This is a genomic window from Spiroplasma sp. Moj (assembly GCF_016082285.1).
GTDB classification, from domain to species: domain Bacteria; phylum Bacillota_I; class Bacilli_A; order Mycoplasmatales; family Mycoplasmataceae; genus Spiroplasma; species Spiroplasma phoeniceum.
This window is the reverse complement of the sequence record NZ_MQTY02000001.1, coordinates 1-24,814: the sequence shown is the minus strand read 5'-3', so window position 1 is coordinate 24,814 and position 24,814 is coordinate 1. Positions and strand designations below refer to the sequence as shown.

Genomic DNA, 24,814 nt, shown 5'->3' with positions numbered 1-24,814 from the left:
ATAATAATAATAATAATAATAATAACAAAAATTTTAATAATAATATATAATTTTAATGTAGTTTAAAAAAAGTTGGAGGTTTAACATGGAAACTAGAATGGAGAAATTTGCCCAGCTACGTGAAATGATTAAGAAAGAGATTGAGATTGATCAAGAAATTAATCAAACTAGTCAAGTCATTAATAGTTACATGGCGAAGTTAAACGCTATTGATGATAATTTTTTTGGTAGTGTTAAATCAGATTTTGAACAAGAATTTAGTTGAGAAAAAGCATATTTGGATAAAAACCCAGATGAACAACCATACCCATCTGATTTTAAATATGATTTGCAACAATTGCTAGAACAAGTTGTTAATACAACTAAAGCAACAATTCAAACTAATCAAAAAAATGACCAATATGCTGGTGATGTTATGCATAATATTTTAATTGCTGAAACATTGTTAAATAAACCAACATATCAAAAATATCAAGCAATTTTAGAAAGTATTTTAGCAGAAAAAATTACTTATCATCGAGTAAGTGATAAAATTCAAGCAGAAAATAGTGATTTTAAAATTAATTCAGCTAATATTGAATTTAGTACAATTGCACATATGCGTAAAAATGATCAACGATCAACAGCAGAAATGCTAAAAGAATCAATTGCTCTTTTAGAAGAAAAACATAATAATGTATTAGTTGTTTATCGAAAAATAAAACCAGGTTATAAAATGTTATTTAGTACTATGCTTTTGCTTGTTGTTTTATTAGCTATTTGTTTAGTTTTAATCTTTATGTTATAGAAAATAGGAGTAGGTGATGAAAATAAATATTGCGATTGATGGCCCCGCTGGTAGTGGAAAATCTTCTGCTGGTTATGAATTGGCCAAAAAACTAAATTATCAGTTTATTGATACTGGGTTAACTTACCGTGCTTTTACTTATTTTTGTGTAAAAGTTGGAGTTAATTTTACAAATCATCATCAGTTACAAGCACAATTAACAAACTTTAATTATCAAGTGATTAATAACCGTGTTTATGTCAATGGGAAAGATATTACTGATAAGTTGCAAACTGATCTTGTTCTGGATAATATCAACAAAATTACTGGACTTGATTTTATTCGAGCAGCAATGGTTTGCCTGCAACAAAAATTAATGATTAAAAAAGGTAATGTTGTTGTTGGACGAGATATTACTACTGTTGTTCTTCCTGATGCTGAAGTGAAAATTTACTTAACAGCGAGTATTACAGCGCGAGCTAACCGCCGATGAAATCAAAATCAAGAAAACCATATTGTTCCGAATAATTTGGCAGAAATTACTGCTAAATTAAAAGAACGAGATTATGTTGACACAACCCGAGCGGTTGGACCATTAAAAATTGCTCCTGATATAGTTATTGTGGATAGTAGTAAGTTAACATTTGAACAAACGGTAACTAAAATTTATGAAATAGTATGTAATTATAAGAAAGCAGGAAAATAAATGGCACAAAAAGGAACTGTTGCAATTGTAGGGCGTCCAAATGTTGGGAAATCAACATTATTTAATCGTGTTATTAAAAATCGCCTTGCAATTGTTGAAGATACTCCTGGTGTAACACGCGATCGAATTTATGCTTTCTCAGAATGATTAACAAGAGAATTTTTAATAATTGATACGGGGGGAATTACATTAAATAATACGGCAATGTTTGCACAAGAGATTAAAATGCAAGCAGAAATTGCAATTGCAGAAGCTGATATTGTTATTTTTGTTTTATCGTACAAAGAAGGAATTACCCCAGATGATGAAATGGTTGCAAAAATACTATATCGTGCTAAAAAACCGGTTCTTTTAGTTGTTAATAAATATGATAAGCAAGAAAAAGAAAGTGAATTGTATGAATATATGACATTAGGATTTGGTGAGCCAATTGCTGTATCTGCTACTCATGGAATTGGAATTGGTGATTTATTAGACCAAGTAATTTCTCATTTAGATCAAATTCCAGTTCAACCAAAAACAGAAGGAATTCATTTTTCTTTAATCGGTAAACCAAATGTTGGAAAATCTTCTTTAACAAATGCTATTTTAGGTGAAGAACGAGCCATTGTATCACCAATTGCAGGAACAACAACAGATTCAATTGATACATCATTTAAACGGAATAATCAACTTTATACTGTGATTGATACTGCTGGAATTCGTAGAAAAGGGAAAGTTTATGAAAAATTAGAAAAATATAGTGTTCTTCGTGCTGTTAGTGCAATCGAACGAAGTGATCTTGTTTTATTAATTATTGATGGGACAGTTCCTATTACTGACCAAGATACAAATATTGCTGGTATTGCATTTGAACAAAATAAACCAATTATTTTGGTAGTTAATAAGTGAGATGCGGTAATGGAAAAAAATGAACGGTCAATGAAAAAAATTGAACAAAGTATTCGTGGATATTTTAAATATCTAAATTATGCGAAAATGGTTTTTGTTTCTGCTTTAGAAAAAAAACGATTACATATTTTATTTCAAACAATTGATGAAGTTTATGTTGTTTTAACGCAGCGAGTAAAAACTAGTGTTCTAAATGAAATTTTAGTAAAAGCACAATTGTTAAATCCACCACCAGATTTTAATGGTGGGCGTTTAAAAATTTATTATGCTACTCAGCCTGAAGGTGTTGTGCCAACTTTTATTATGTTTTGTAATAATCCAAAATATCTTCATTTTTCTTATAAAAGGTTTCTTGAAAATCAACTTCGAGAATATTTTGGATTTGAGGGAGTACCAATTAAAATATTATTTAGAGAGAGAAAGTAACGAGGAAAATTATGATGAAAAAAACACAAAAAAATATTACTGTTATTGGAACAGGAGCATATGGGACAGTTTTAGCAAATGTTTTGACAGATAATGATCATAACGTTATTATGTATGGAATTGATAAGAAAGAAGTTAATGATATTAACAACGAACATTTAAATCGTCATTTTTTTGGTAATTTAAAAATTAATAAAGAAATTAAGGCCACAACAAATTTTGCTGAAGCAGTTGAAGATGCTGAATATATTATTTTAGGAATTCCTGTTGTTGCTATTAAATTAATAATTGAGAAAATCAATCAAACAGTAACAAAACCAGTTGTTATCATTAATGTTGCTAAAGGATTAGATCCTGAAACACACGAAGTTTTATCAAAATCAATTATAAAATTAATAAATCCAAAAATTTTAAAAGCATATGCAGGTATTTATGGTCCAAGCATTGCAAAAGAAGTTTTACAACGAAAACCAACGTGTATTATGGCAGTTTCACAGGATTTAGTAATTGCGCAAGAAGTTCGTGATTTGTTTAATAATGAATATTTTGTTACTTTTGCTAATACGGATGTGATTGGTAGTGAATATGCGGTTGCTTTAAAAAATGCAGTAGCAATTGCCTCAGGAATTTTTAATGGTCTTTATGAATCTGATAATGCTAAAGCATCATTAATTACAATGGGGTTAAATGAGATTCAACTTTTTGCCAAAACAAAAGGAGCTCAAATTGAAACTTTTTTTAACTTTGCAGGATTAGCTGATTTAATTTTAACAACTACCTCAAATAAATCAAGGAATTATTCGCTTGGTTTTGCAATTGCTCAAGTTGATGATGCTCAAAAAGTTTTATCAGAGCAAGTAAAAACAGTAGAAGGTGTTTTAACTTGTAAAACAATTGTGTTAGATGCGCGTGCAAATAATATTACATTACCTTTATTTGAAGCTTTATATGATATTTTATATAATAATAAACGACCAAGTGTAATTATTAATAATGTTTTTACAAAAGCAATATTATCCTAAAATTGCGGCCATTTTTATGTTATAATTACTATACAAAAATAAAGAGTATGTAATTATTGATGAAATGGAAGGGCATAAAATGAATTTTAAACATTCTTTTAACAATGGTTTAGGCAACAAACCAGAAAGTAACCAACAGCAAACTTCTCTTAACCAGGAAAATAATTTTAATGTTTCACAACAAAATTATCAACAAAAAAGACCTAATCAAAATTATAATCCAGTAACATCTGGACAGGTCGGACAAAATATTTCGCAACAACAATATTCATCAACAAGAAATATTGGTTCACAACAATATCAACAACAAAATGGTAATAGTCAAAATTATAATCAACTTAGTACTAACCAAGGGGCTCAATCAGCGTCGCAATATCAACAACAAAATATAAATGAACAATATTCTCCTAATGTTAATAATTGAGAACAACAAAATAACCAACAAATAAATACTATGCAAGAAAATTCACAACAATTATCGGGACAAGAAACTCAATCTCAAACGATTGCTGAACGAATTGCTAATATGCAAAATCGTACTTCAATTAAACCATTAGATTTCTTAAATGCCCCAATTGATCCAAATATTAAAGTTGGACTTGGCAAAAATATGAATATTGGAATACCATGACCACCCGATTTATTTGATGATAAGCAGCAAGAAGGAACTAATAGCAAAAAACATCAAGCAAATATTGAAAAAATTCAATGTCAATGTAAAAATTGTGCAAAGAAAATACGTCCTTGATTAACTGTTTTTATTACTATTTTAATTGTTTTAGCTATTTTAGGTGGTTGTATAAGTGCTATTTATGGTTTTCGTCCGCAATTAAAAGATTGACTTTTAAAAGATGAAGTAGCAACTGAAAATGCAAATGCAGTTGTTTAAGGGATAATTCTTGTTTAAGAATTTAATTTTTAAACCATATTTAAAAATATGGTTTTTTCTTTTACAATATAATTATGAGATTTTAATAGAAAGTAGGGAATTATGACTAAAATTAAATTAATTGCATTAGATATGGATGGAACTGCTTGTTCATTTCATCAAGGGATTCACGAGGCAAATATTATGCCAATTATTAAAGCACAAGAAATGGGGGTACGAGTTATTTTTGCAACAGGACGACCAGTATTAACTTCGTTATCAGAAGCTATTAAAGTAAAAATGGATTATTTTCATCAATACTTTATTGGTTTTAATGGTGCATGTATTTATGATATTAAGACACATACAATTGTTCATCAACAAACCTTGTCTACTTCTCAAGTTAATTTTTTATTCCAATTGGCAAAAAAATATCATAAAAAATTATGATGTTATACTGATGATTTAACCAAAGTTATTGTTAATTTTAATCCTGTTGCTGAAAATAATCCTGAATTAGCATTTTTTGATGGAGAGTTTATTCAATATGATTCTGCATTAACAATTCAAAATAAAAGTTATAAATGTATTGTAATGGATGTTCATGAAAACGACGATTTTATTATTGCAGCTCGTGGGCAAAATATTGAAATTGCAATTGATGCCTCAGGAACAGCAGAAATAAATGCTCCAGAGATTAGTAAATTAGCTGGTTTGAAATGAATTTCATCCCAATGGAATATTGCTTTATCAGAAATGATGGCAATTGGTGACAGTATGAATGATTATTGAATGATTAAAAATGTAGGATTGGGAATTGCAATGGAGAATAGTCAAGAACAAATCAAGGCAATAGCAAAAGAAGTAACGACAACCGTTGAAACAGGTGGTGTTGCAAAAATGATTGAAAAATATATTCTCAATAATAGAAAATAATTATATAATTGTTAAGAAAAGAGAAAAAGAGGAGAAATAATAAAATGAAAGTTAAACAACCAATTTTATTGGCAATTCTTGATGGGTGAGGGATTGCACCTGATTCAAAAGGAAATGCTGTAACACAAGGGCATATGGTCAATGTTGAAAAGCTAAAAGCAAAATATCCATGAGTCTCAGCACATGCGGCAGGAGAATGAGTTGGTTTACCAGAAGGACAAATGGGAAATTCTGAAGTTGGACATATTCATTTAGGAGCAGGTCGCATTAAATATGAATCATTAACTTTAATTAATAAAGCAATTAAAGATGGAACATTTAATCAAAATCCAGAACTTTTAGCTGCAATTAATTTTGCAAAAAAAAATAATGGTGCTTTTCACATTATGGGATTATTTTCAGATGGTGGTGTTCATTCACATTTAAACCATATTTTTGCTGCTTATAAATTAGCAGCACAAGAAGGAGTAAAAGAAATTTACTTGCATATTTTTGGTGATGGACGTGATACGAAACCAGAATGTATTAAAATTTATCTTAAACAATTTCAACAATTACAAAACGAATTAAAAGTTGGCGAAATTGCAACCATTGGTGGTCGTTATTACGCAATGGATCGTGATAAAAAATATGACCGAGTGCAGGTTGCTTATGATGTTTTAGTTTCAAGAAAAGGCTCGGAATTTAGTGACCCAATAGAATATATTGACCGTGAATATCAAGCTGGCCGTAATGATGAATTTTTAATGCCAGCATATAATATTAATACTCCAAGAGGTTATATTAAATCAGGTGATGCTGTCTTTTTTGCTAATTTTCGTCCTGATCGTGCTATTGCAATAGCTTCGGCTTTAACAAATCCTAATTTTCCGGGTAATGATGCACAAACTTATTTTATGCCAAAATTATATGATATTTATTTTGTTTCAATGATGGAATATGCAGAAACAGTTGCTTCAAAACATGTTGCTTTTAAGCCAATTGAAGTTATTAATGGTTTAGGAGAATGATTAAGTAAAAAAGGTTACCGTCAATTGCGAATTGCTGAAACAGAAAAAATTGCTCATGTTACATTTTTCTTTGATGGTGGAAAAGATTATTTTAAAAATGGTCTAGCAACACAAGCCGAAATTACATTACCAGGGGCTTCAGCAGATTTAATTCCATCACCAAAAGTAGCAACTTATGATTTAAAACCAGAAATGTCATCGTATGAAATTAATGATAAATTAATTGCTGAACTTAATCGAAATGAATTTGATGTTATTATTTTAAATTTTGCAAATTGTGATATGGTTGGGCATACTGGAATCTTACCAGCCGCAATCGAAGCAGTTAAAGCTATTGATGATTGTCTTGGCAAAATTTATGCAGCAATTGAGAAAGTTAACGGAATTATGATTATTACTGCTGACCACGGAAATGCTGAAATTATGATTGATGAAACAGGGGATCCTAATAAAAAGCATACTTCACAATTGGTTCCAATTATTATTACAAAAGAGGGGTTACAATTACGAAAAGATAATCCGGCAATTGCTGATATTGCTCCGACAATCTTAGATTTATTAGGTGAAGAAATTCCCCCTGAAATGACACAACCATCATTAATTATTAGACTTCTTGCATAACCTAGTTATTTTAAAATTCCTATNAAATATATTTNATAGNAATTTTAAAATAACTAGGTTATGCAAGAAGTCTATTAAAAATAAAAATAAAACTTAAAAATAACATTCCAATGATAATACTATAAATAATTATATAAGTTAATATATTTGTAGAAAAAGTAATTATTACTGGAATAATAATAATACCTAACAATAAGCTAAAGATAGCATGCCCGAAGACATGTTCAATCATTAGACCTAAGGTTAAATGCTCAGTTCCAACTAAATTAATTATATTATTTTTTTGAATACGACTTAAATGCCCAAGACAACATCCTATTAAGATTTGACTTCCACCTAAACCAATTGTTAAATATAAAATATGCGATAATTGGGTTTGAAAGGGGAAGAAGGCAATTGTTAATCCTAATAATAATGCAATGGCAATTATAGCAATAATTGTATTACAAATAATTTGGTGTTTAATATTATTATTGTTTATTTTTAGTAAATATCCAAATAAATAACTTATTTTTCGAATAACATATAAACTACCTATCACTATAATCATAATTGCGGTGTTATTAAAAATTAAAATAGGAAAAATGTAACCAAATACTTCATTAATACTGTATAAAAAACTTGATGAATATAAATAACTTCAAAATTGTTTGTTTTTTTGGAGTACTTTTCAACTATTAGGATTAATTTTAAAAGTAATTTCTTCTGTTTGAATATCATGGTTGAAAAAAATTAAACTAAAGTTAATTAATGTCAATAGACTAAAATATCCTTGTAAGGAAATTTTAGCTGTTAATTCTGTTAAAAAGTATTGTATTAAAAAAGGAATTATAATTGTAACAACACTTCCTAAAATAAAATAAAGACTAGGGTTTGTTTTTAACTGATGTTCACGGGTATAACTACGGATAATTTCCATTGAAAAAGGAACCATTCCAGCAACAAACATTCCTGTACAAAAAAGCAGTAAGGGATAAAAATAAATAATTAAATTATTATCAAAAAAATTAGCAGTCATTAATAACGAGAGAAAAATAAAAAGAAAAAAACTATTAATTTGAAGGATAAAGGTATTACTATTTTTCTTTTTAACTTTAGCCCATAATGGGGTAAAAAAGAACATTGCAGTGGGAACTAATAAGAAGAATCAAATTTTTGTTAAACCAAATTTATCAAAAATTGTAAATGGAATAAATGAAAATAGTGCTCCCATCAAGATTCCCTGAATTATTATTATTTTTCAATTTCGTAATTTATTTGTCATTTTTATTATCACATCCTTTGCTTTATGGTATTTATCATATTATTGCTTTTTAGTGTAGGGTTTAAAAAAACTTTTCTTTTTTAACTTACTTTTTTAAAAAATTAGAGGACGTTATCACGACTTTTAAATAAATATTTAACCATTCAAGGGACCACTCTTTTTCTATTAATTTTTTCATTTCAACTTCATTAATTATAAATGAATAATCCAAAAAAAGTAAGAATTAATGGAATATTTTTCAAATTATTAAGTTCTTTCTTTTAATTCGTTGTACAATGATATTATGAGTATTAATTTACTAGTGTATAAAAAGGAAATAAATAAAATGAAAAAATCAATTGATACAATCAAAATGTTGGGAATTGAAGCAATTAATAAAGCAAATTCAGGCCATCCAGGAATTGTTCTTGGTGCTGCGCCAATGGCATATACTTTATTCACAAGACACTTAGTTGTTAACCCACAAGTGGATAAATGAACAAATCGTGATCGTTTTGTTTTAGCAGCAGGACATGGTAGTGCTTTATTATATTCGTTATTGCATTTATCAGGATTTGATCTTAATATTGATGATTTACGAAATTTTCGTCAAGTTGATTCAATTACGCCTGGTCATCCGGAATCACATTTAACGCCCGGAGTGGATGTGACAACGGGTCCTCTTGGCCAAGGACTTGCAGCAGCAGTTGGTTTAGCGTTAGCAGAAACGCATTTAGCAGCAAGATACAATACCAATAAATATCCTCTTTATGATCATTATACTTATGTTTTATGTGGTGATGGTGATTTACAAGAAGGAGTTACACAAGAAGCAATATCTTTAGCAGGACATTGAAAACTAAATAAATTAATTGTATTATTTGATTCTAATGATGTGCAATTAGATAATATGGTTAATGTTTCACAAAGTGAAAACATTGCTGATCGTTTTAAAGCAGCAAATTGAAATTATCTTTTTGTCAAAGATGGTAATTATATTGAAGCAATTGATCAAGCTATTATAAAAGCAAAAAAAAGTGATAAACCAACATTAATCGAAGTAAAAACAATAATTGGTGATGGGGCAACAAAACAAGGTACACCAGCAGTACATGGGGCGCCGTTAGGAAGTGATATTGAAACAGTTCGTAAAATGTTAAAATGAGATTATAAACCATTTGAAGTTCCTAGTGAAGTTTATAAGGATTTTGAAATCAATTTTAAACAACGAGGAATTAAAAAATATCAGGAATGATTAGAAATGTATCAAGGTCTTTGCAAAGAAAATTCTACTTTAGCTAAAGAACTTGATGATGCCGTTTATGGTAATTTTAATTTTAATCCACAAGATTTTCGTGATTTAAAACCAATTAAGCCACAAGCAACACGAATTAGTAGTGGAGCAATCCTTGACCGTCTTTCTAATATTATTCCAGCTTTAATTGGTGGTAGTGCTGATTTAAGTGGTAGTACAAAAGCAAAGGGAACTGATGGTGTTTATAGTCCTGAAAATCGATTAGGCCGTAATTTAGCTTATGGAGTGCGTGAATTTGCAATGGCAGCCATTAATAATGGAATTTGTTTACACCGTGGATTAATTCCTTTTGCAAGTGGTTTCTTTGTTTTTGCTGATTATATGAAGCCAGCTATTCGTTTAAGTTCATTAATGGAAATTCCAGCTATTTATATTTTATCGCATGATTCAATTGCTGTTGGTGAAGATGGTCCAACGCACCAACCAATTGAACAATTAGCAATGTTACGTAGTCAGCCAAACTTAAATGTTTTTCGTCCAGCTGATTTTAATGAAACATTAGGAGCTTATCATATCGCTTTACAGTCAAAACATACTCCAAGTGTTATTTTAATTACACGACAAGATTTACCAGAATTAGAACATTCAAATGTTGAGGCAGTGAAAAAAGGAGCTTATCAAGTTTATGGACAAGAATATAATAATGATGTTGTATTGTTAGCAACTGGTAGTGAAGTTAGCATGGCGATTGCTGTTGCAAACAAATTAGAACATGATAAAAAAATTAAAGTAAAAGTAGTATCAATGCCTTGTTGAGAATTATTTGAGCAGCAAGATGCTGCCTATAAACAGAAATTGTTAGAACCAACAGCTTTAATTGCGTCAATTGAATTAGGAGCAACCTTTGGTTGAGAACGTTATACTTCTAATGGTTTAAATTTTGGAATTAACACTTTTGGACAATCAGGACCATTTCAAGATGTATTAGAATATTTTGGTTTTAATGTAGAAAACATTGTTAATGCTATTAATAAAAAAATGCAATCATCATAAAAATAATAATTGCATTTTTTATTGTTCTCTTGTTTATTTAACTATCATATTTTAAATAACGTTGTCAAAAAATGGGAGCTAAACTACGTAAAATAAAAGGAACAACAATTTGAATAATTGGATATGTAAAAAGAAAACTATGAATAAAGTTATAAACAATGGAATATAATCAATTACTATAACCTGGTCAAACTGAATCAGGGAATAAAGTTGTTCAAATTAAAACACCAACTAATACTTGTGACAAGTAAATAATAGTAATAATACTAAAACAAATAATAATATAATTAACATAAGTAATATATTTTTTGTCATTATTAACTTTAAAACGCATAAAACCTGCAATTGTTGGAATAATCATTGGAACAAAATAATCTAATAAATATGATCATGGTGAAACAATAAAATTTGAAGCAATAAATAGCAATGACATCAGGGCACTAATACTCCCAGCTATAAGACCAGCGATTGCTGAGTGTAAAAAAGCAATAACGATAAGTGGAAGATATTTTAAACCAATGCCACCACCATATGGTAAGTTAGGCAATAATGTTTCTAAATATGCTAAAGCTAAGGTCACTGCTACAAACATCGCAATAATAACAATATCAAATGTTTTTCATTTTCAAATTCCTAAATTAATTAAAAATCGTTTTCGTTTCATAGTATTAGTAAATAATAAATCACTAACCTTTATTTCATAACTATAAATAATAATATTACTAATTAAATTAAGAATATTCAAACTAATAATATTTAAAATAATAAACTGAAACTTATAATTAATATATTCTTCATAATTTGTTAATCAAACACTTATTGCAGATATGATACTAAATATTAAACCAAGTCCACAAGTCATTAAACAAAAAACTCATATATTTTTAAAATATTGGTCATTATTTAAATGAAATAGTTTACTTAATCTTGATAGTGGTAAAATACTAAGCGTTATTAAAATACCAAGGTATAAACTTATGACAATAAAAATTGTTGCTTTATTGTATCATAAAATAATGTTTTGTTGGTTTAACTTAACCTTAAAAGATGGGGGTCTAACCATATAAGAAATCTCCTTACACAAATAATTTTGTAATTAACTTCTATGAAAGTGAGCATCAAATTAAATTTATTAAATTAAATAAATAACGAATTTGAACTCCTTACGCTAGTGTTAACTAGATCAGGTTCGAAGAGTATTTCTCAAACTTATGTTTTATAAGTTACCTCTGTAAATTACAATATTATCTTAACATTGTTGGAAAAAACTGCAAGAAATTTTAATAATTTATTATAAGAAATTTTAATAATTTATTATAAGAAATTTTAATAATTTATTATATAATAATGTATATGGAATTAGAGGCAAAGATATGTTTAAATGATGAAGACAAAAAAAAACTGAACAAAAAATAGTAAATTTAGAAACAGCTAGTGCTTTTGATGATGAAATTGAAGCATTTAGTGGGGTTAATTTTAGTGATGAAACAATTGACTTTAAAGTGCCACAATCAACACAAGTGATGGTAAATAAATCAGAAAATTCTGAAATTAGAAATACTGAACAACACATCAAACCATCGAACCAAGAGAATGTTAATAATATTCATAGCTTTGTTCAAAATGCACGTCATCAAATTAATAAATACAAAGAAGAATATAATGTTAATGAACATGAAAATGTTTTAGAACGTTTAGAACAATTAAAAAAATTACGTGATAGTTCACAAGTTCAACCAAATGAATTTCAACAAATGCTAAATCAAATTAAAGAACGGAATTTTAATGATCGAATGGCATATATTATGGATCGCATTAAAATTTCTCATCGTGATGATGATAAGTTAGAGTTAGACTATAATGGTGAACCATTAGAAGAGAATCTCCCAAAAGGGGTAAAAAAAAATAAAGTTACAATTACTGGTAATAAAAATGAAATTAATACTTTTAAACAAAACTTACCAAAAAAAATTTCTAATGATTTAAGTGAAATAGAAAATGTTACCATTACATTATCTATTAAACAATTTCAAGAAGTTGTGCGTGATACTGTCGAAGATGTTTTAGTTGAATTAGGAATTAAAAATAAAGATGAATAATTTTTATTTTGTTTGAATTTGTTGTTATTTTTGGATTGGGAGGAAGAATAAATGAAGATAGCATTATTTGGTGGTAGTTTTGACCCATTTCATACTGACCATTTAGCAATGATTAATCTTGTTAAAACAAAAATAGATATTGATGAAATTTGAATTATTCCAACAAATCAGAATCCTTTTAAAACACGAAAATTATCTCCCCCTACGGATCGTGTCGCAATGATTAATTTAGCAATCGCTGATTTAGTGGATGTTAAAATTAATTTAATTGAATTAGAAAATGCAAAGCCTAGTACAACATATGAAACTGTTTTAAAATTGCAACAGCAATTTCCTCATCATCAGTTTTGTTTTATGATTGGTTCTGATCAACTAGCATCATTAAATAAATGAAACAATATTAATGAATTAGCAAGAATGCAAACTTTTATTGTTTTCCAACGAAATGAACCAATTGATCAAACAATTTTAAAACAATATCAAGCAATGTTACTTCCATTTCATAATAATTTACATTTATCATCAACAATGTTACGAGAAGGAAAAAACATTGCATTACAATTGCCAAATATTACGAATTATATTAATAATAATTTATTATATTTGCCAGAACGACTAGGCCAAAATATGGATAAGGAACGCTATCAACATTGTTTAAATGTTGGCCAAAAAGCGCGGGAATTAGCATTAGTTCATAAGTTAAATCCGCAAAAAGTTTTAATTGCTGGGACTTATCATGATATTACAAAACAATGATTAGAACAAAAACAAAAAGCATATCTAACAAAATATTTACCAACGTTTTTATCAGAGCCAATTGCTACTTGGCATGCTTATACTGGTTATTGCCATTTAAAATATGATTTATTATTTAATGATGAAGATATTTTATCAGCAATTAAATGGCATACTGTTGGTCGACCAGAAATGACTTTATTTGAAATGCTAATTTTTGTTGCGGATAAAATTAGTAGTGAACGAAATTATTTAAAAGTTGATTATTATCGAACATTAGCCCAAAAAGATTTGGTAAAGGCATTTCAAGAATTATTAATAGTTCAATTTGAACGAGCAGTCGCGAAGCAAGGCCTTGAGCATTTAGGAAAAAATATACAATTGACTTATCAGCAGTGAAAAGAGGATAAATAACGTTATGAATTTAATTATTAGTGCAATGAAAGAGGAATTGGCAGCAACTTTAAATGTTTTAAAACCAACAATAGTTCATAAATATACCCAGATTGAAGTATATCAAAAAGATAATTGATTATTCGCAATTAGCAAAATTGGGTTAGTTAATGCTGCTATGACTTTAACAACCTTACTTAAAGATTATGCAATTAAAACAGTTTATAATCTTGGAACAATTGGGACTTTAAAACCAAATTTTAAATCATTATCAGTTTTAGCAATTACGGAAGCTTACTATACTTTTGCTGATGCCCAAGAGTTTGGTTATGCAATGGGGCAAATCCCTGGCGAATTACCTAGTTATTATAGTGATAAAAAATTAATAGCTACAATTACAACAAAAATGCCACACATTCAAACAGCAGTTTTAGGCAGTAGTGATATTTTTATTGATAAAATAGAATATTTTGAGCATATTAAAACTAAATTTAAAAATAAGATTGATGTGGTTGATATGGAAGGTTGTGCTTTTTTTCAAGTTGCTTTAAATTATCAGATTCCAATTGTTAGTATTAAAATTGTTACAGATTATTTAAAAGCAAATAAGAAAAGTTCAACAATACAATTTAAACAAAATTTATCACAAGCAGGAATTTTAATTTGTGAATTAATTTCAGCAGAATTATTTAATAATCAAGAATAAAAAATTAAAAATTAAGATATAATTTAAACAATGTTATCAAATAGAAAGAGGGATTAAATGCAAAACTTTATCAAATATTATTGTCGTGACTGACGGTTTTGATTCAAAATAATTATTGCATTAGTTGCTTTATTTGGATTACTAACTAATTATTTAACTAATTTACTGCATTTAGACAAAATGATTGTGATGGACAGTAATAACAAAGTAACATATTTATGAGCTGTTTATGATCAAACAGGCGCAATTAGTCATTGAAATTATGCTGGTTACACAATATGATGAATTTCATTTTTTACAACACAATCAAATTTTTTAGTATTAATTTGATTTGTAATTGCAATTATTTGCCATCGGCAAGAAGGAATTATTAAACCATTAAAAACATATTTCTCATTATCAGTTGCTTGTGTATATTACCGTTACTTGTTTAATTTACAATTTCGTATTATTACCAGCAATCTTAAAAAATAAAGATTTAATGTGAGGGCCTCTACAGTGAGCAGAACAAATTATTCTGCATGCTGTTGTACCAGTATTAACAATTATTTATATTGTTATCTTTGCTAAGTAGTCACCATGGAATGCATCTAAAGATTGCATATCAATATTTCTTTTTAAAAATTACAAATTCAAAAGTACAAGGTCTACCTGGTATTGTTTTATTTATAATTGCTATTATTTTAATTTCAAAAATTATTGCTGCTTTTGGAGGCTTATATCATTTTAGTATGGTAAAAGTTAAAAAACGTTATCAGCAAGCAAAAAATTTTTAATAAATATTTTACTCAGCAATTAAGTTGTTAAAAGTACTTCTGTGCTTTTTTTTATTCAGTAGACTTCTTGCATAACCTATTAAAATAATTGNNNATNTTTTTAAAAANATNNNNAATTATTTTAATAGGTTATGCAAGAAGTCTATTGTAAAAGTTTCCCCATGAAGTTTAAACAATGATGCTTGCAATCGTTCTGGAATATATTTAAATAAATCATTATTAATTGTTAACATATTATCTTTTTCAGAAATAAATTTATTACTTAATTTTATAAAAAAAACTAATATCCTTATTTAAGGTCATTTGTCCTGGTTGTAATTCCATCCCAGCTGAAATATCTAATCCCATTTTTTGAAATTGTTTATTAAAATTATTAAGAATTACTTGGTTACTTAATAGTTTATTTCAACTATCAACAAGTTTATCTTCACTGTCAATTTGTCCTTTTGAATTATCAAATTTAATAAATTGATTGTTAATAAAATTTCAAATTGGACGATAATCAAACTGTAAAAAACTATGTCCATAAAATTCACTTTTTTCTGTTGCAAAAATTCCAACAGTAAACCAAAAAATATAGTTAGTATTAGTAGAATTAATTGTTTTTGCATTATAAAAATTACTATCATCAACATAACCATAATAAATATCAACTCTTAAATTTTTGACAATATTTAATCCTAAGTTATTTTGTAAACCCAGCATAACATTACTACGAATCGATGGCATTAATCCATCATCGTAACCTCGAAGACTATTTAAGCCTCATTTGTTATTAGTCATAATTGATTGTGGCTTTAATAAAAGACCTAAATTTTTTGTTTCTTTTCATCATATATTAGTTGAAATCAAATTAAAACTTGTAGTAATAGAAAAAATAAATATCATTAAATAAAATAATTTTCGCAATTTTATTTTCTCCATTTTATCTTTTTTTGGTTTATAGGTTCAAATTCAATTATATTAAAAAAACAAGATAACAACTAAAACTTCAAAAATAACTTGAAAATAAAAAATCTAAGGTTTACTTAGATTTTTTATTTTGTTAGGTTTATACTTCGTTTGCATTAACTTGCTCTTGAATACTCATATGATTAATTTTATAAGTTGAAATTCAATATGTTATTAAATAGATTCCTGCCATTAAAATAAAAGTAATTGGAATCGTAATTCATGGGAATCCAAATGGAATAATTACTTTAGCAATTGCAATAAACCCATAAACACCTAGTCATAATATTAGTCACATTATCCCAACACCTAAAATCCATGCTAGAAAAGCAAACGGAGTAAATATTCCTAATGTTAAACTATTAATTTCACGATTTGAATATCCTAAAGCTTTCATCACAGCCATAAATTTTAAGAAATAATTAACAAATGATTCTGTCATAATATATACAATAATAATAGCAGTTATAATCGTAATAACAACAAAAATAATTGATAAGATACTTGAAATTCAAGCAAGTTTTTCAATAACTTGCGATTTAATAATTAAATAATCTGTTCCTCCAACCCCACTAGTTAATTGACCATTCATAAAATCATTCATTGAATAGGAACCATCTGAGGAAGAAAGATTAAATCGTGTTGTTTGATCAACTTGATCATAATATTTACTAAACTTACCATTAAATCATAACATTGGATTATCATCTTTGTTATCATATAGTTCACTAGAACTTGTATCAAAACCAAGAATTTTATTAGCAATAACTTGATTTACATACGCTCTTGGAACATCATATGAATTTTGAATCCCAACAACTTTATATTTAATATTTTTAGTAATTTTCCCAATTTTTAATAATCCTTGGCGTAATGCTTCTCGATATCAGTTAGTTGGAAACCCGGTTATTAAATCACCTATGCCATTAATTTCTTTATCAAATTTATTATCAAAAGGATGAATAATATAATAATCACCGTCTTCAGTTTCTTCTTTAGTGACCACTCTCTGATCAACAGGACTACTAAGGTCTAACAAGCCTGGTAACCGACGTCCTGTTGTTGCAGAAATCGTTGAATTTTGAAATTCACTTTGTTTAAAAGCATCAACTGGTAATTTTAAAACAAAATTTTTAATATTATAATAATCTTGAACTTTACCATTTTTATTTTCAAAACCAACACGTGTTTTGTTTCCAATTGTTAATTTTGTTAAATCAAGGGTAAACGGGTTGAGATTATCATCATACCAACCACTTGGTAACTCATATGACCACGCTGCTTGATCAACAGCACAATGAAGTGCATCATCACAATATTGTAACTGCTGAACACTAGTAGTAGTTTCAATTATTTTATCTAACAATAAATTATATTTACTTTCTGCGGTTTTATTTACAACCATTGGAATAAAATCTGTCCTAATATTTAAATTTTTACTATTATCTAAAATTTTTTTAATTGTTTGATTTGGAAAAATAATTGTTTTATTATTTACATTAATTCCATATGTTAGAAGAATAAAACTTGAATCTAATATATTTGTTGTATATCCGGTATAAACATCTTCATTTTTTGAATTATAAGTTGAAGTTCCAAAAGTAAAATTAAATTGTAATTTAGCCAAATCATCTTTTAACCACATTGCTCGAATTTTGCCTGGCATAATATCACTTGTTGCATATTGTGCACAATAAGTCCAACGGTCAATAATATTTGGGTCTGTTGGATGAACTGGTGATTTACCAAAAGCACGTGGCATTGTTGAACATAATAAAGTATCAATTTGATTTCGAATATCAACATTTTCACCATAACGTTTATACATATCATAAAAAGTATCAATTGATAAACTTGCTCCTTTTCCAACCATAAAATTAAAAATAATCATATTATTTAATTGTTGTGCATATAAATGAGAATTTTTAGCATTAATATCATTTTTTGTTGATAGCCATTCTCCATTATATAAATAATCACTTACTAAAGAATTTTTAATTAATGGATATGCTGCCTCAGATGAAAAACCAGGACCATTCCAGTCATACATTTCATAACGACTAAAAGGAATATTCCCAATAACGTTTGTATATTCATACTCGTTATCATAATTTAAATTGGCATAATAATCCTTACTAAATTTATTGATTCCTGTTGGAATTAAAGTTGCTAATGTTAAAAATAAACTAGCAACAAAAAATGTTAAAAAAAACCAACTAATTTTTTTCATTGAAACAGCCATCATCACAAAACGAAATTTTGTTGTAAATTTTTTAAAATGAAAAATATTACTAATAGAATAAACTAATTTTGAAGTTTTAATATTTTTATTTGGATTTAATAAATCTAATGGGCTGATTATTAATTGCCGAATTGCTGTTACTAAAATTGACAAACTACTAACAAGACCAATAATTCCAAAACAAATTGCAAATGGAATTAACGAAAATGAAAAGTTAACTGGAATAACAAAATAACTATTGAAAACACTCATAATAGGTAATTGTAAAAATACACCAATAATTCATCCAATCGGAACTCCAATTCCAGTTACTACAATCGCATGAGCTAAATAGGAACTAGCAATTGTTATTCCACTATAACCATTTGCTTTTAAAATTCCATTTGCAATTTTTTGTTGATTAATAATTTTTTTAATTAAAATTACTAATGTAAAAATTAAAATAATTAAGAAAATAAGACATAAAATAATTGTAATCGTACGATAAAATTTAATTGTAGTTCCTAACAAAGAATAACGTAAGTAAACTAACTTTGTTTCATCACGGCTTTGTAATGGGGCATTTTTATCACTTGGATTATTTAAACTTCAAAAATCAGCTGATAAATATTTTTTGAAATTTTCAAAGGCTGTACCTTTATTTTCCGGTAAACCAACATAATTAATATATAATGTAGAATTTTCTTCAATATCAGTGTTAGCAGCAATAGACTCACTACGATAAACTTTTTCAGAAACATAAATAATACCATCTGTTTTTGGATCTGGAAAAACATCAGTATCATAAATTGTTGGATAAATATTAGTTGTATCTCCACCAATAGCACCAACAAAGAAATTTGAATTTTCACCAATTGTAAGTTGGTCTCCTACTTTTAATTTTTGAATATGCGCAAATTGTGGCGTAATAACAACATACACATCATTAATTGGATTAGTTGGATCAAAAGAATCATATTTTTTAATAAATTTTAATTTATTATCCGATAATAATTGTGTTCAATTAATAATTTTATATTTTAAATTTGATGTTAAATCTCAATATGCATATTGTTCACGTAACTGAAATGAAAAGTTTGAAGCTTTAGCAACTAATGCATAATAGGCTTTTGTCAAACCATAAGGCCCATAAGGTTGATTCCGAAAACTATTATTTTTATTATTTTGATTATAAAAATCATTAACACTAAAAACAGCGTTTTCAATATTATTATTATAACCAACATCAAGATTATTATTAATAGTTGGTGAATAATAAAGACTAATTTTTGTTAAAGGCTGTGATGTATCTTTTACTAAAAAACTTAAATCACCATTTAATTTTTCCTCAAATATTCTATCTTCAATGCTAGCTTTAGTAGGGATTTCATCTACGCTTCCTCGTAAATCAACATCTTTTTTTCATTTTGTTATACCATTATTAACAAAATCAATAACAGCATCTTTTAATTTTGTTTCATCTGTTATACCTGAATATTTTTTATTTAAATATGCAATAATTAAATTTATTGTATTTTGTGAAATATCACTATGCGTAAAATTATTCATAAATTCTTCAATCAAAGGTAAATTATTTTGATTAAAAAGATAACCTTTCTGATCATATAATTGTCCAATTACAGAAGTTTGAAAAGCTTCATTATTAACGTTGAAACGATATAAACCATTATTTAAAAAAATTGGTGCACTTTTATCAAGATCAGTAAAAATAATATTACTTACTTTATTTGCTTTAGAATCAAAAGTAAATTTTATTTCAACATTATTATCCAAAGCTTTTAATGCGCCATCTTCACCTAAATGAACATAAGGCAATGTCCACTGTTCCCCATTAACATCAGTAATCAAATGATAATCATTGCTAAAAGCATATCATGGAGTAATTGTTTCAACATTTTGTCCTGTTTTCTTTTTACTGTCAAATCTTAATAAATAATCATAAGCAAAAGTTCCTTTCCCCATAAATGAATATGCATTAGATAAACGTGTATTAACAATTCACGAAGAAGTTGTTAATAATGTTAAAAGCGCAGCTAATATTATAAAAATAATTAACTGTGCTTTTTGCTTAAACATACTTTTTAATGTTTGTAAAAACAGCAACATTTTTTAGATCTCCTCTTTTTCAATTAACTATTAATAATAACGAGTATTGTTATAGTATCAAACAAAATCACTTAATAAATATGAATTTTTTGTTAAATCATCTTTAATCCCTGGATTATACAAGAAACGAGCTTGGTTATTAAATTGAACAACATAACTATATTTAATTTTGTCACTATTTGTTAAATATTCATTACCCATTCCATCATAATCAACTCAGTCTTGATTGTTTCATGTTTCGCCCTCTGGTGCAATATTATGACGTTGTTTTGGGTCTTTTTCTTGTTCAACATATGAAGGAGAATTCCCTGAAGCGGGATCAGTATATCCTAATGGTTTTTTATGACGTTCTAATTTATTTGAAGCATCTTTTGGACCATAGTAATCTAATTGATAACGAACACCTGTTACAGAACCATCAGTTACAATTGCCCCTAATTTTGAACCATCTACACCAGTTCCTGATGCTGTAATATATCATTTTCGATCTAAGAAGATATTATCAAATCAATCTTCTGCCATTACTTTATTAACTTGACTTGTTAATTCACCAATATAACCATTTTGTGAATCTAATATTTGTGTAATAAATTTATGCATTGATTCATGATCAGGATAAGTATTATTTCCTCCATGCGCTCAAATATTAATGATATCGAATAATGACCCTTGTTTATATTGACCTGTTTGTTCATCAAAACCATAACTATTTAAGATAAACTTAGCATATTCACTATCAGGATCAACTGCCATTAAGTCCTCTTTAAAGCCATTTTTATTCGGTCCTTCATTATAAACATCATCAATTGTTTTAACATTATCAATATTTAAATTATAATGTCCTTCACTATCATTACTGTAAAATCAATTTGCTAATCCTGCAATTCCTTTTAATAAATTAAACAAATCAAAGTTTGGTGCGTTTAACATTTGCAATAATGTTCGAATTAAAGCAACAACACTATCTTCAGCAAAATTCCCAATTAAGCCTTGGAATTTTAAAAGACCCTCATAAACTGTGTTTGATATTATGCGATTAAATTTTTGAACATCAAAATTTGAACCTTCTTTTGCCAAAACTTCTGTAAATCAATTTCCTAAAACAGAATACCATTTTAAAAAGGCATTTTTATGTTCTTTTTTATCACTTGTTAGATCTAAATATTGTTTCTCCTCTAACATAATCACGATTAGAGATTTTGTCACAACTGGACTGCTAAAAATATCATAAAGTTTCATACTTTGAATTGTTTTATCAGGGTTATCTACTTCACCATCACTTTGTTTTTCAACATTAAGAACTGTTTTTTCAATAGTATCACGACTAAATATCTCTAATAATGGACTATTTGGTTTAACATTACCTGAATTATCAAAAAACTGGCTTTTTATTTGTTTTAAAATAAAAAACGGTGCTACCAAAAAAATTCCTGCAGTTTTTTCACCAGAACGATTATTTTGAATAAATGGTAATAATTGTGCTAATGAATATAAAACTGGTAATTCTAATCCTGATCCAAATTGGCCTAACATAGTGATTGCTTCATCAAAATATTTTAAACCAAATAAATCATATAATGAACTTGACTGGTTCGCCACAGCCTTCCCAAATTTAATTTCTTCACCACTATCTTTATAAGACAATATTGACTTTGTTAGTGGTGTTGAAAGTGAATTATGATATAAAATATTTGATACATAAGGACCCGATGATGAATCATAATAATTACTTCATCCAGCCGTTCTGTTAATATAATTAATAACTGATTCTGATTTTTGTGACAATGTATTTGCTAAAGCTCCAGTATCATATTGAGCTCATGCTAAATTTGGATTTGCAACAAAATCTCTGTAACGCCCTGTTGCATCTGTTGTATTGCTAGGATGTCCTTGGTTAGCTTCTGTATTTCACTTTGAAAAATCAGTCATTGCAGCAATTGATGACATTAAATTATAAGTATTTCGCTCTGGTTGATAATTATTATCTGTTGCTTTTCAAGGATTATAATAAAGATTATTTAATTTTTTATATTTTTCAACATAATCTTTAATTTTAATTTCTTTCCCGCTTTTAGTAGTAAAGACTCCTTTTAAATTTCTTCCAACATTGTTTAAAAAATACTGTAATGTTGGAAACCCATAAGTATTCATGTTTTCATGACGACTAGCAATTAAAATTTTAGCAATTGTACTAGTATATTTGACTAAATTTCGAATTGTTGGGTCGATTTTATTAAGTTCACTATCAAAATAATTATTATTTTGACTATTTTTTCCTTTTGCACAAGAAACTACCCCTAAAATACTTGCTGACATTAAAGTTGTAGATCCTAATATAGAAAGTAATTTTTTCATTTCCTTCACTCCTTTTATATTTATTAAATTTTTATAAAAATCATTAATTTAAAAGTCAGCAGATAACATTAAATTATCATTACCTGCTTATAACCATTAATAAAAATTGTTGTATATTTAATTGGCTTATCCATACTCAAACAATTATTTTTAATTGCTAAAACAAAATATTTTAAATCATCATTGTTTTTTTATGATTTTGTGTTTTAGCATTATTTTTATTTATTAAAACAACATTTCAAAAATAAATTCAAAGTAAAATAATTATAAAAATATTTTTAAAAATTGTTGATAATTTAATATCATTTACATTTTCAATAAAATATAAATTTAAAATTAAACACAATAATAACAAAATAAAACCAAACGATAATCTCCGAAAAATTTGTTTTACTTCCATTACGCTATTATTAATTACAATAGTACTAATTAAGCTTCCATAACCAATCATTCATAAAATTAAATAAAATGAGTTATTTTTTGTTTTTAAAAATGCATTAAAAATAAAATTAAAAATAACTGAAGAAAAAATAATTAAAAATAAAATAGCAATTAATTTATTAAATAAAATAATAAAATTAAAATATCTTGTCTTTGTTGTGCTAAGAAAGATTGCAAATAATAAAAAAATAAAATTTAATAAATTAATTGTTGATCTTTCTATTCATTCAAAAGAAAATTGAATAAAAATATTAAGAACAAGCAAAATTGATAAATTGCTAATAAAAGTAAAAATAAAACTAATAATTGAAAATTTAGTAAAAGTGTTATTAATATTTTTAATAGATTTTGTTTTTAAAAAACTAATGCGGATTAAAATACTAATAATGAAAAAATAAAAATTCAAAAAAAAATGATGAAAAGATATTAAAGTTAATAAATCTATTAAAAGTGATAAAAATTTATTAACATTTTTTCTACTTCTATATTTTTACACATTAATATTTNNCAAAAAAAAAAAAAAAAAAAAAAAAANAAAAANAAAAACAACGCTAAAAACTAAAACTAAAACTAAAAAAAGAAATATATAATAAATATNTTNAATTNTTNANTNATNTAAACAGAAATATATCAAAATTTATATACAACACAAATTATAATAATTGTAGCTAGGTTTCCAGCATTCCTTGATACCCTGGAATGACGTATTAATTGAAAGTCAAATGGAAGCGAAGAGGTGTGGTATTCTATATACCAACATTCATGTCTCTGGCTCTTATAATCTTTCAGTTATGTTTAAAAAGACTAAAATCGATTATTATCGATACAGCCCAACAATCGCATGATCTCATACAGAGCAATAAATCTATACCCTTGTCAGAGAAGCTCAAACCTCAAGCTGCAGAAATACAGCAAGTCACGCCCATTCCAATAATGCATAAAGCCCAAAACGGCTCAAATCTATCGTTATCGTTATCGTTGCATAGAAAACAGAAAACAGAAGCTTATATTCAGTTTATATATACCATTTACTACCGGTAGACGAGCCCAAAACACAACCCAAAGAAATGAGGAAGAATATTCCCATTCAAATTATGCATTAAATCAAAATTAGAAGTAATTCGATATTTATCGATACTAACAAAATGCTAGAATAAATCCGTTTTTGATGTGCTACAATACAGCTTTAGTATATTCTTAACCAATATGCCGT

Annotated in this window: 19 protein-coding genes and 1 riboswitch; of the genes, 13 read left to right on the top strand and 6 right to left on the bottom strand. The window is 27.1% G+C overall.

Annotated elements, in window-relative coordinates; genetic code table 4:
- Positions 1-85: 85 nt before the first annotated feature.
- The 7 genes from BST80_RS00095 (at position 86) to gpmI (ending at position 7,246) form a co-directional block, all read left to right on the top strand.
- A complete protein-coding gene (locus BST80_RS00095; RefSeq protein ID WP_415745407.1) occupies positions 86-787 on the top strand; it encodes a hypothetical protein in 702 nt (233 codons plus the stop codon).
- A gap of 16 nt (positions 788-803) precedes the next feature.
- On the top strand, positions 804-1,472 hold the full coding sequence (cmk, locus tag BST80_RS00090; protein ID WP_415745406.1) for a (d)CMP kinase: 669 nt from the start codon (positions 804-806) through the stop codon (positions 1,470-1,472).
- Positions 1,473-2,789, top strand: a complete 1,317-nt coding sequence (gene der, locus BST80_RS00085) for a ribosome biogenesis GTPase Der (protein ID WP_415745405.1) — start codon at positions 1,473-1,475, stop codon at positions 2,787-2,789.
- An 11-nt stretch (positions 2,790-2,800) separates the two neighbouring features.
- Positions 2,801-3,811, top strand: coding sequence for an NAD(P)H-dependent glycerol-3-phosphate dehydrogenase (locus BST80_RS00080; RefSeq protein WP_415745404.1), 1,011 nt, complete (start codon positions 2,801-2,803; stop codon positions 3,809-3,811).
- Between the two features lie 79 nt (positions 3,812-3,890).
- The gene (locus tag BST80_RS00075; protein ID WP_415745403.1) at positions 3,891-4,700 is read left to right on the top strand and encodes a hypothetical protein; all 810 of its coding nucleotides are present in this window, start codon (positions 3,891-3,893) and stop codon (positions 4,698-4,700) included.
- 102 nt (positions 4,701-4,802) lie between these two features.
- Complete coding sequence (locus BST80_RS00070; protein ID WP_415745402.1) at positions 4,803-5,615, top strand: Cof-type HAD-IIB family hydrolase; 813 nt, start codon at positions 4,803-4,805, stop codon at positions 5,613-5,615.
- A 44-nt stretch (positions 5,616-5,659) separates the two neighbouring features.
- Entirely contained in the window at positions 5,660-7,246 is a 1,587-nt protein-coding gene (gpmI, locus tag BST80_RS00065; protein ID WP_415745401.1) for a 2,3-bisphosphoglycerate-independent phosphoglycerate mutase, read from the top strand.
- Between the two features lie 58 nt (positions 7,247-7,304).
- Here the strand turns inward: gpmI and BST80_RS00060 are convergent, their stop codons facing one another.
- The gene (locus BST80_RS00060) at positions 7,305-8,510 is read right to left on the bottom strand and encodes a hypothetical protein (RefSeq protein ID WP_415745400.1); all 1,206 of its coding nucleotides are present in this window, start codon (positions 8,508-8,510) and stop codon (positions 7,305-7,307) included.
- 325 nt (positions 8,511-8,835) lie between these two features.
- Between BST80_RS00060 and tkt the strand changes: the two genes are divergently transcribed.
- Entirely contained in the window at positions 8,836-10,797 is a 1,962-nt protein-coding gene (gene tkt, locus BST80_RS00055; protein WP_415745399.1) for a transketolase, read from the top strand.
- A gap of 37 nt (positions 10,798-10,834) precedes the next feature.
- On the opposite strand, the gene BST80_RS00050 is transcribed toward tkt, so the two are convergent.
- On the bottom strand, positions 10,835-11,860 hold the full coding sequence (locus BST80_RS00050; protein ID WP_415745398.1) for an energy-coupled thiamine transporter ThiT: 1,026 nt from the start codon (positions 11,858-11,860) through the stop codon (positions 10,835-10,837).
- 80 nt (positions 11,861-11,940) lie between these two features.
- Positions 11,941-12,038: riboswitch (TPP riboswitch) on the bottom strand.
- Positions 12,039-12,170: 132 nt separating this feature from the next.
- Between BST80_RS00050 and BST80_RS00045 the strand changes: the two genes are divergently transcribed.
- The 5 genes from BST80_RS00045 (at position 12,171) to BST80_RS00025 (ending at position 15,506) form a co-directional block, all read left to right on the top strand.
- A complete protein-coding gene (locus BST80_RS00045; RefSeq protein ID WP_415745397.1) occupies positions 12,171-12,896 on the top strand; it encodes a hypothetical protein in 726 nt (241 codons plus the stop codon).
- A gap of 51 nt (positions 12,897-12,947) precedes the next feature.
- Positions 12,948-14,045 (top strand): nicotinate-nucleotide adenylyltransferase, encoded by a 1,098-nt coding sequence (locus tag BST80_RS00040; protein WP_415745396.1) that lies wholly within the window; start codon positions 12,948-12,950, stop codon positions 14,043-14,045.
- A gap of 4 nt (positions 14,046-14,049) precedes the next feature.
- Positions 14,050-14,730 carry a 5'-methylthioadenosine/S-adenosylhomocysteine nucleosidase gene (mtnN, locus tag BST80_RS00035; protein WP_415745395.1) on the top strand — a complete coding sequence of 227 codons (681 nt, stop codon included), beginning with the start codon at positions 14,050-14,052 and terminating at the stop codon, positions 14,728-14,730.
- Positions 14,731-14,787: 57 nt separating this feature from the next.
- A complete protein-coding gene (locus BST80_RS00030; RefSeq protein ID WP_415745394.1) occupies positions 14,788-15,204 on the top strand; it encodes a hypothetical protein in 417 nt (138 codons plus the stop codon).
- A 110-nt stretch (positions 15,205-15,314) separates the two neighbouring features.
- On the top strand, positions 15,315-15,506 hold the full coding sequence (locus BST80_RS00025) for a hypothetical protein (protein WP_415745393.1): 192 nt from the start codon (positions 15,315-15,317) through the stop codon (positions 15,504-15,506).
- 258 nt (positions 15,507-15,764) lie between these two features.
- Here BST80_RS00025 and BST80_RS00020 read toward each other — a convergent pair whose 3' ends face one another.
- The 4 genes from BST80_RS00020 to BST80_RS00005 all read right to left on the bottom strand — a co-directional run bounded on the left by BST80_RS00020 (position 15,765) and on the right by BST80_RS00005 (position 24,007).
- On the bottom strand, positions 15,765-16,415 hold the full coding sequence (locus BST80_RS00020) for a hypothetical protein (RefSeq protein ID WP_415745392.1): 651 nt from the start codon (positions 16,413-16,415) through the stop codon (positions 15,765-15,767).
- A 142-nt stretch (positions 16,416-16,557) separates the two neighbouring features.
- Positions 16,558-20,805: an FtsX-like permease family protein gene (locus tag BST80_RS00015; RefSeq protein ID WP_415745391.1), complete on the bottom strand. Its 4,248-nt coding sequence runs from the start codon at positions 20,803-20,805 to the stop codon at positions 16,558-16,560.
- Between the two features lie 30 nt (positions 20,806-20,835).
- Complete coding sequence (locus tag BST80_RS00010) at positions 20,836-23,160, bottom strand: hypothetical protein (RefSeq protein ID WP_415745390.1); 2,325 nt, start codon at positions 23,158-23,160, stop codon at positions 20,836-20,838.
- 172 nt (positions 23,161-23,332) lie between these two features.
- Positions 23,333-24,007 carry a hypothetical protein gene (locus tag BST80_RS00005; protein WP_415745389.1) on the bottom strand — a complete coding sequence of 225 codons (675 nt, stop codon included), beginning with the start codon at positions 24,005-24,007 and terminating at the stop codon, positions 23,333-23,335.
- Between the last annotated feature and the right edge of the window lie 807 nt (positions 24,008-24,814).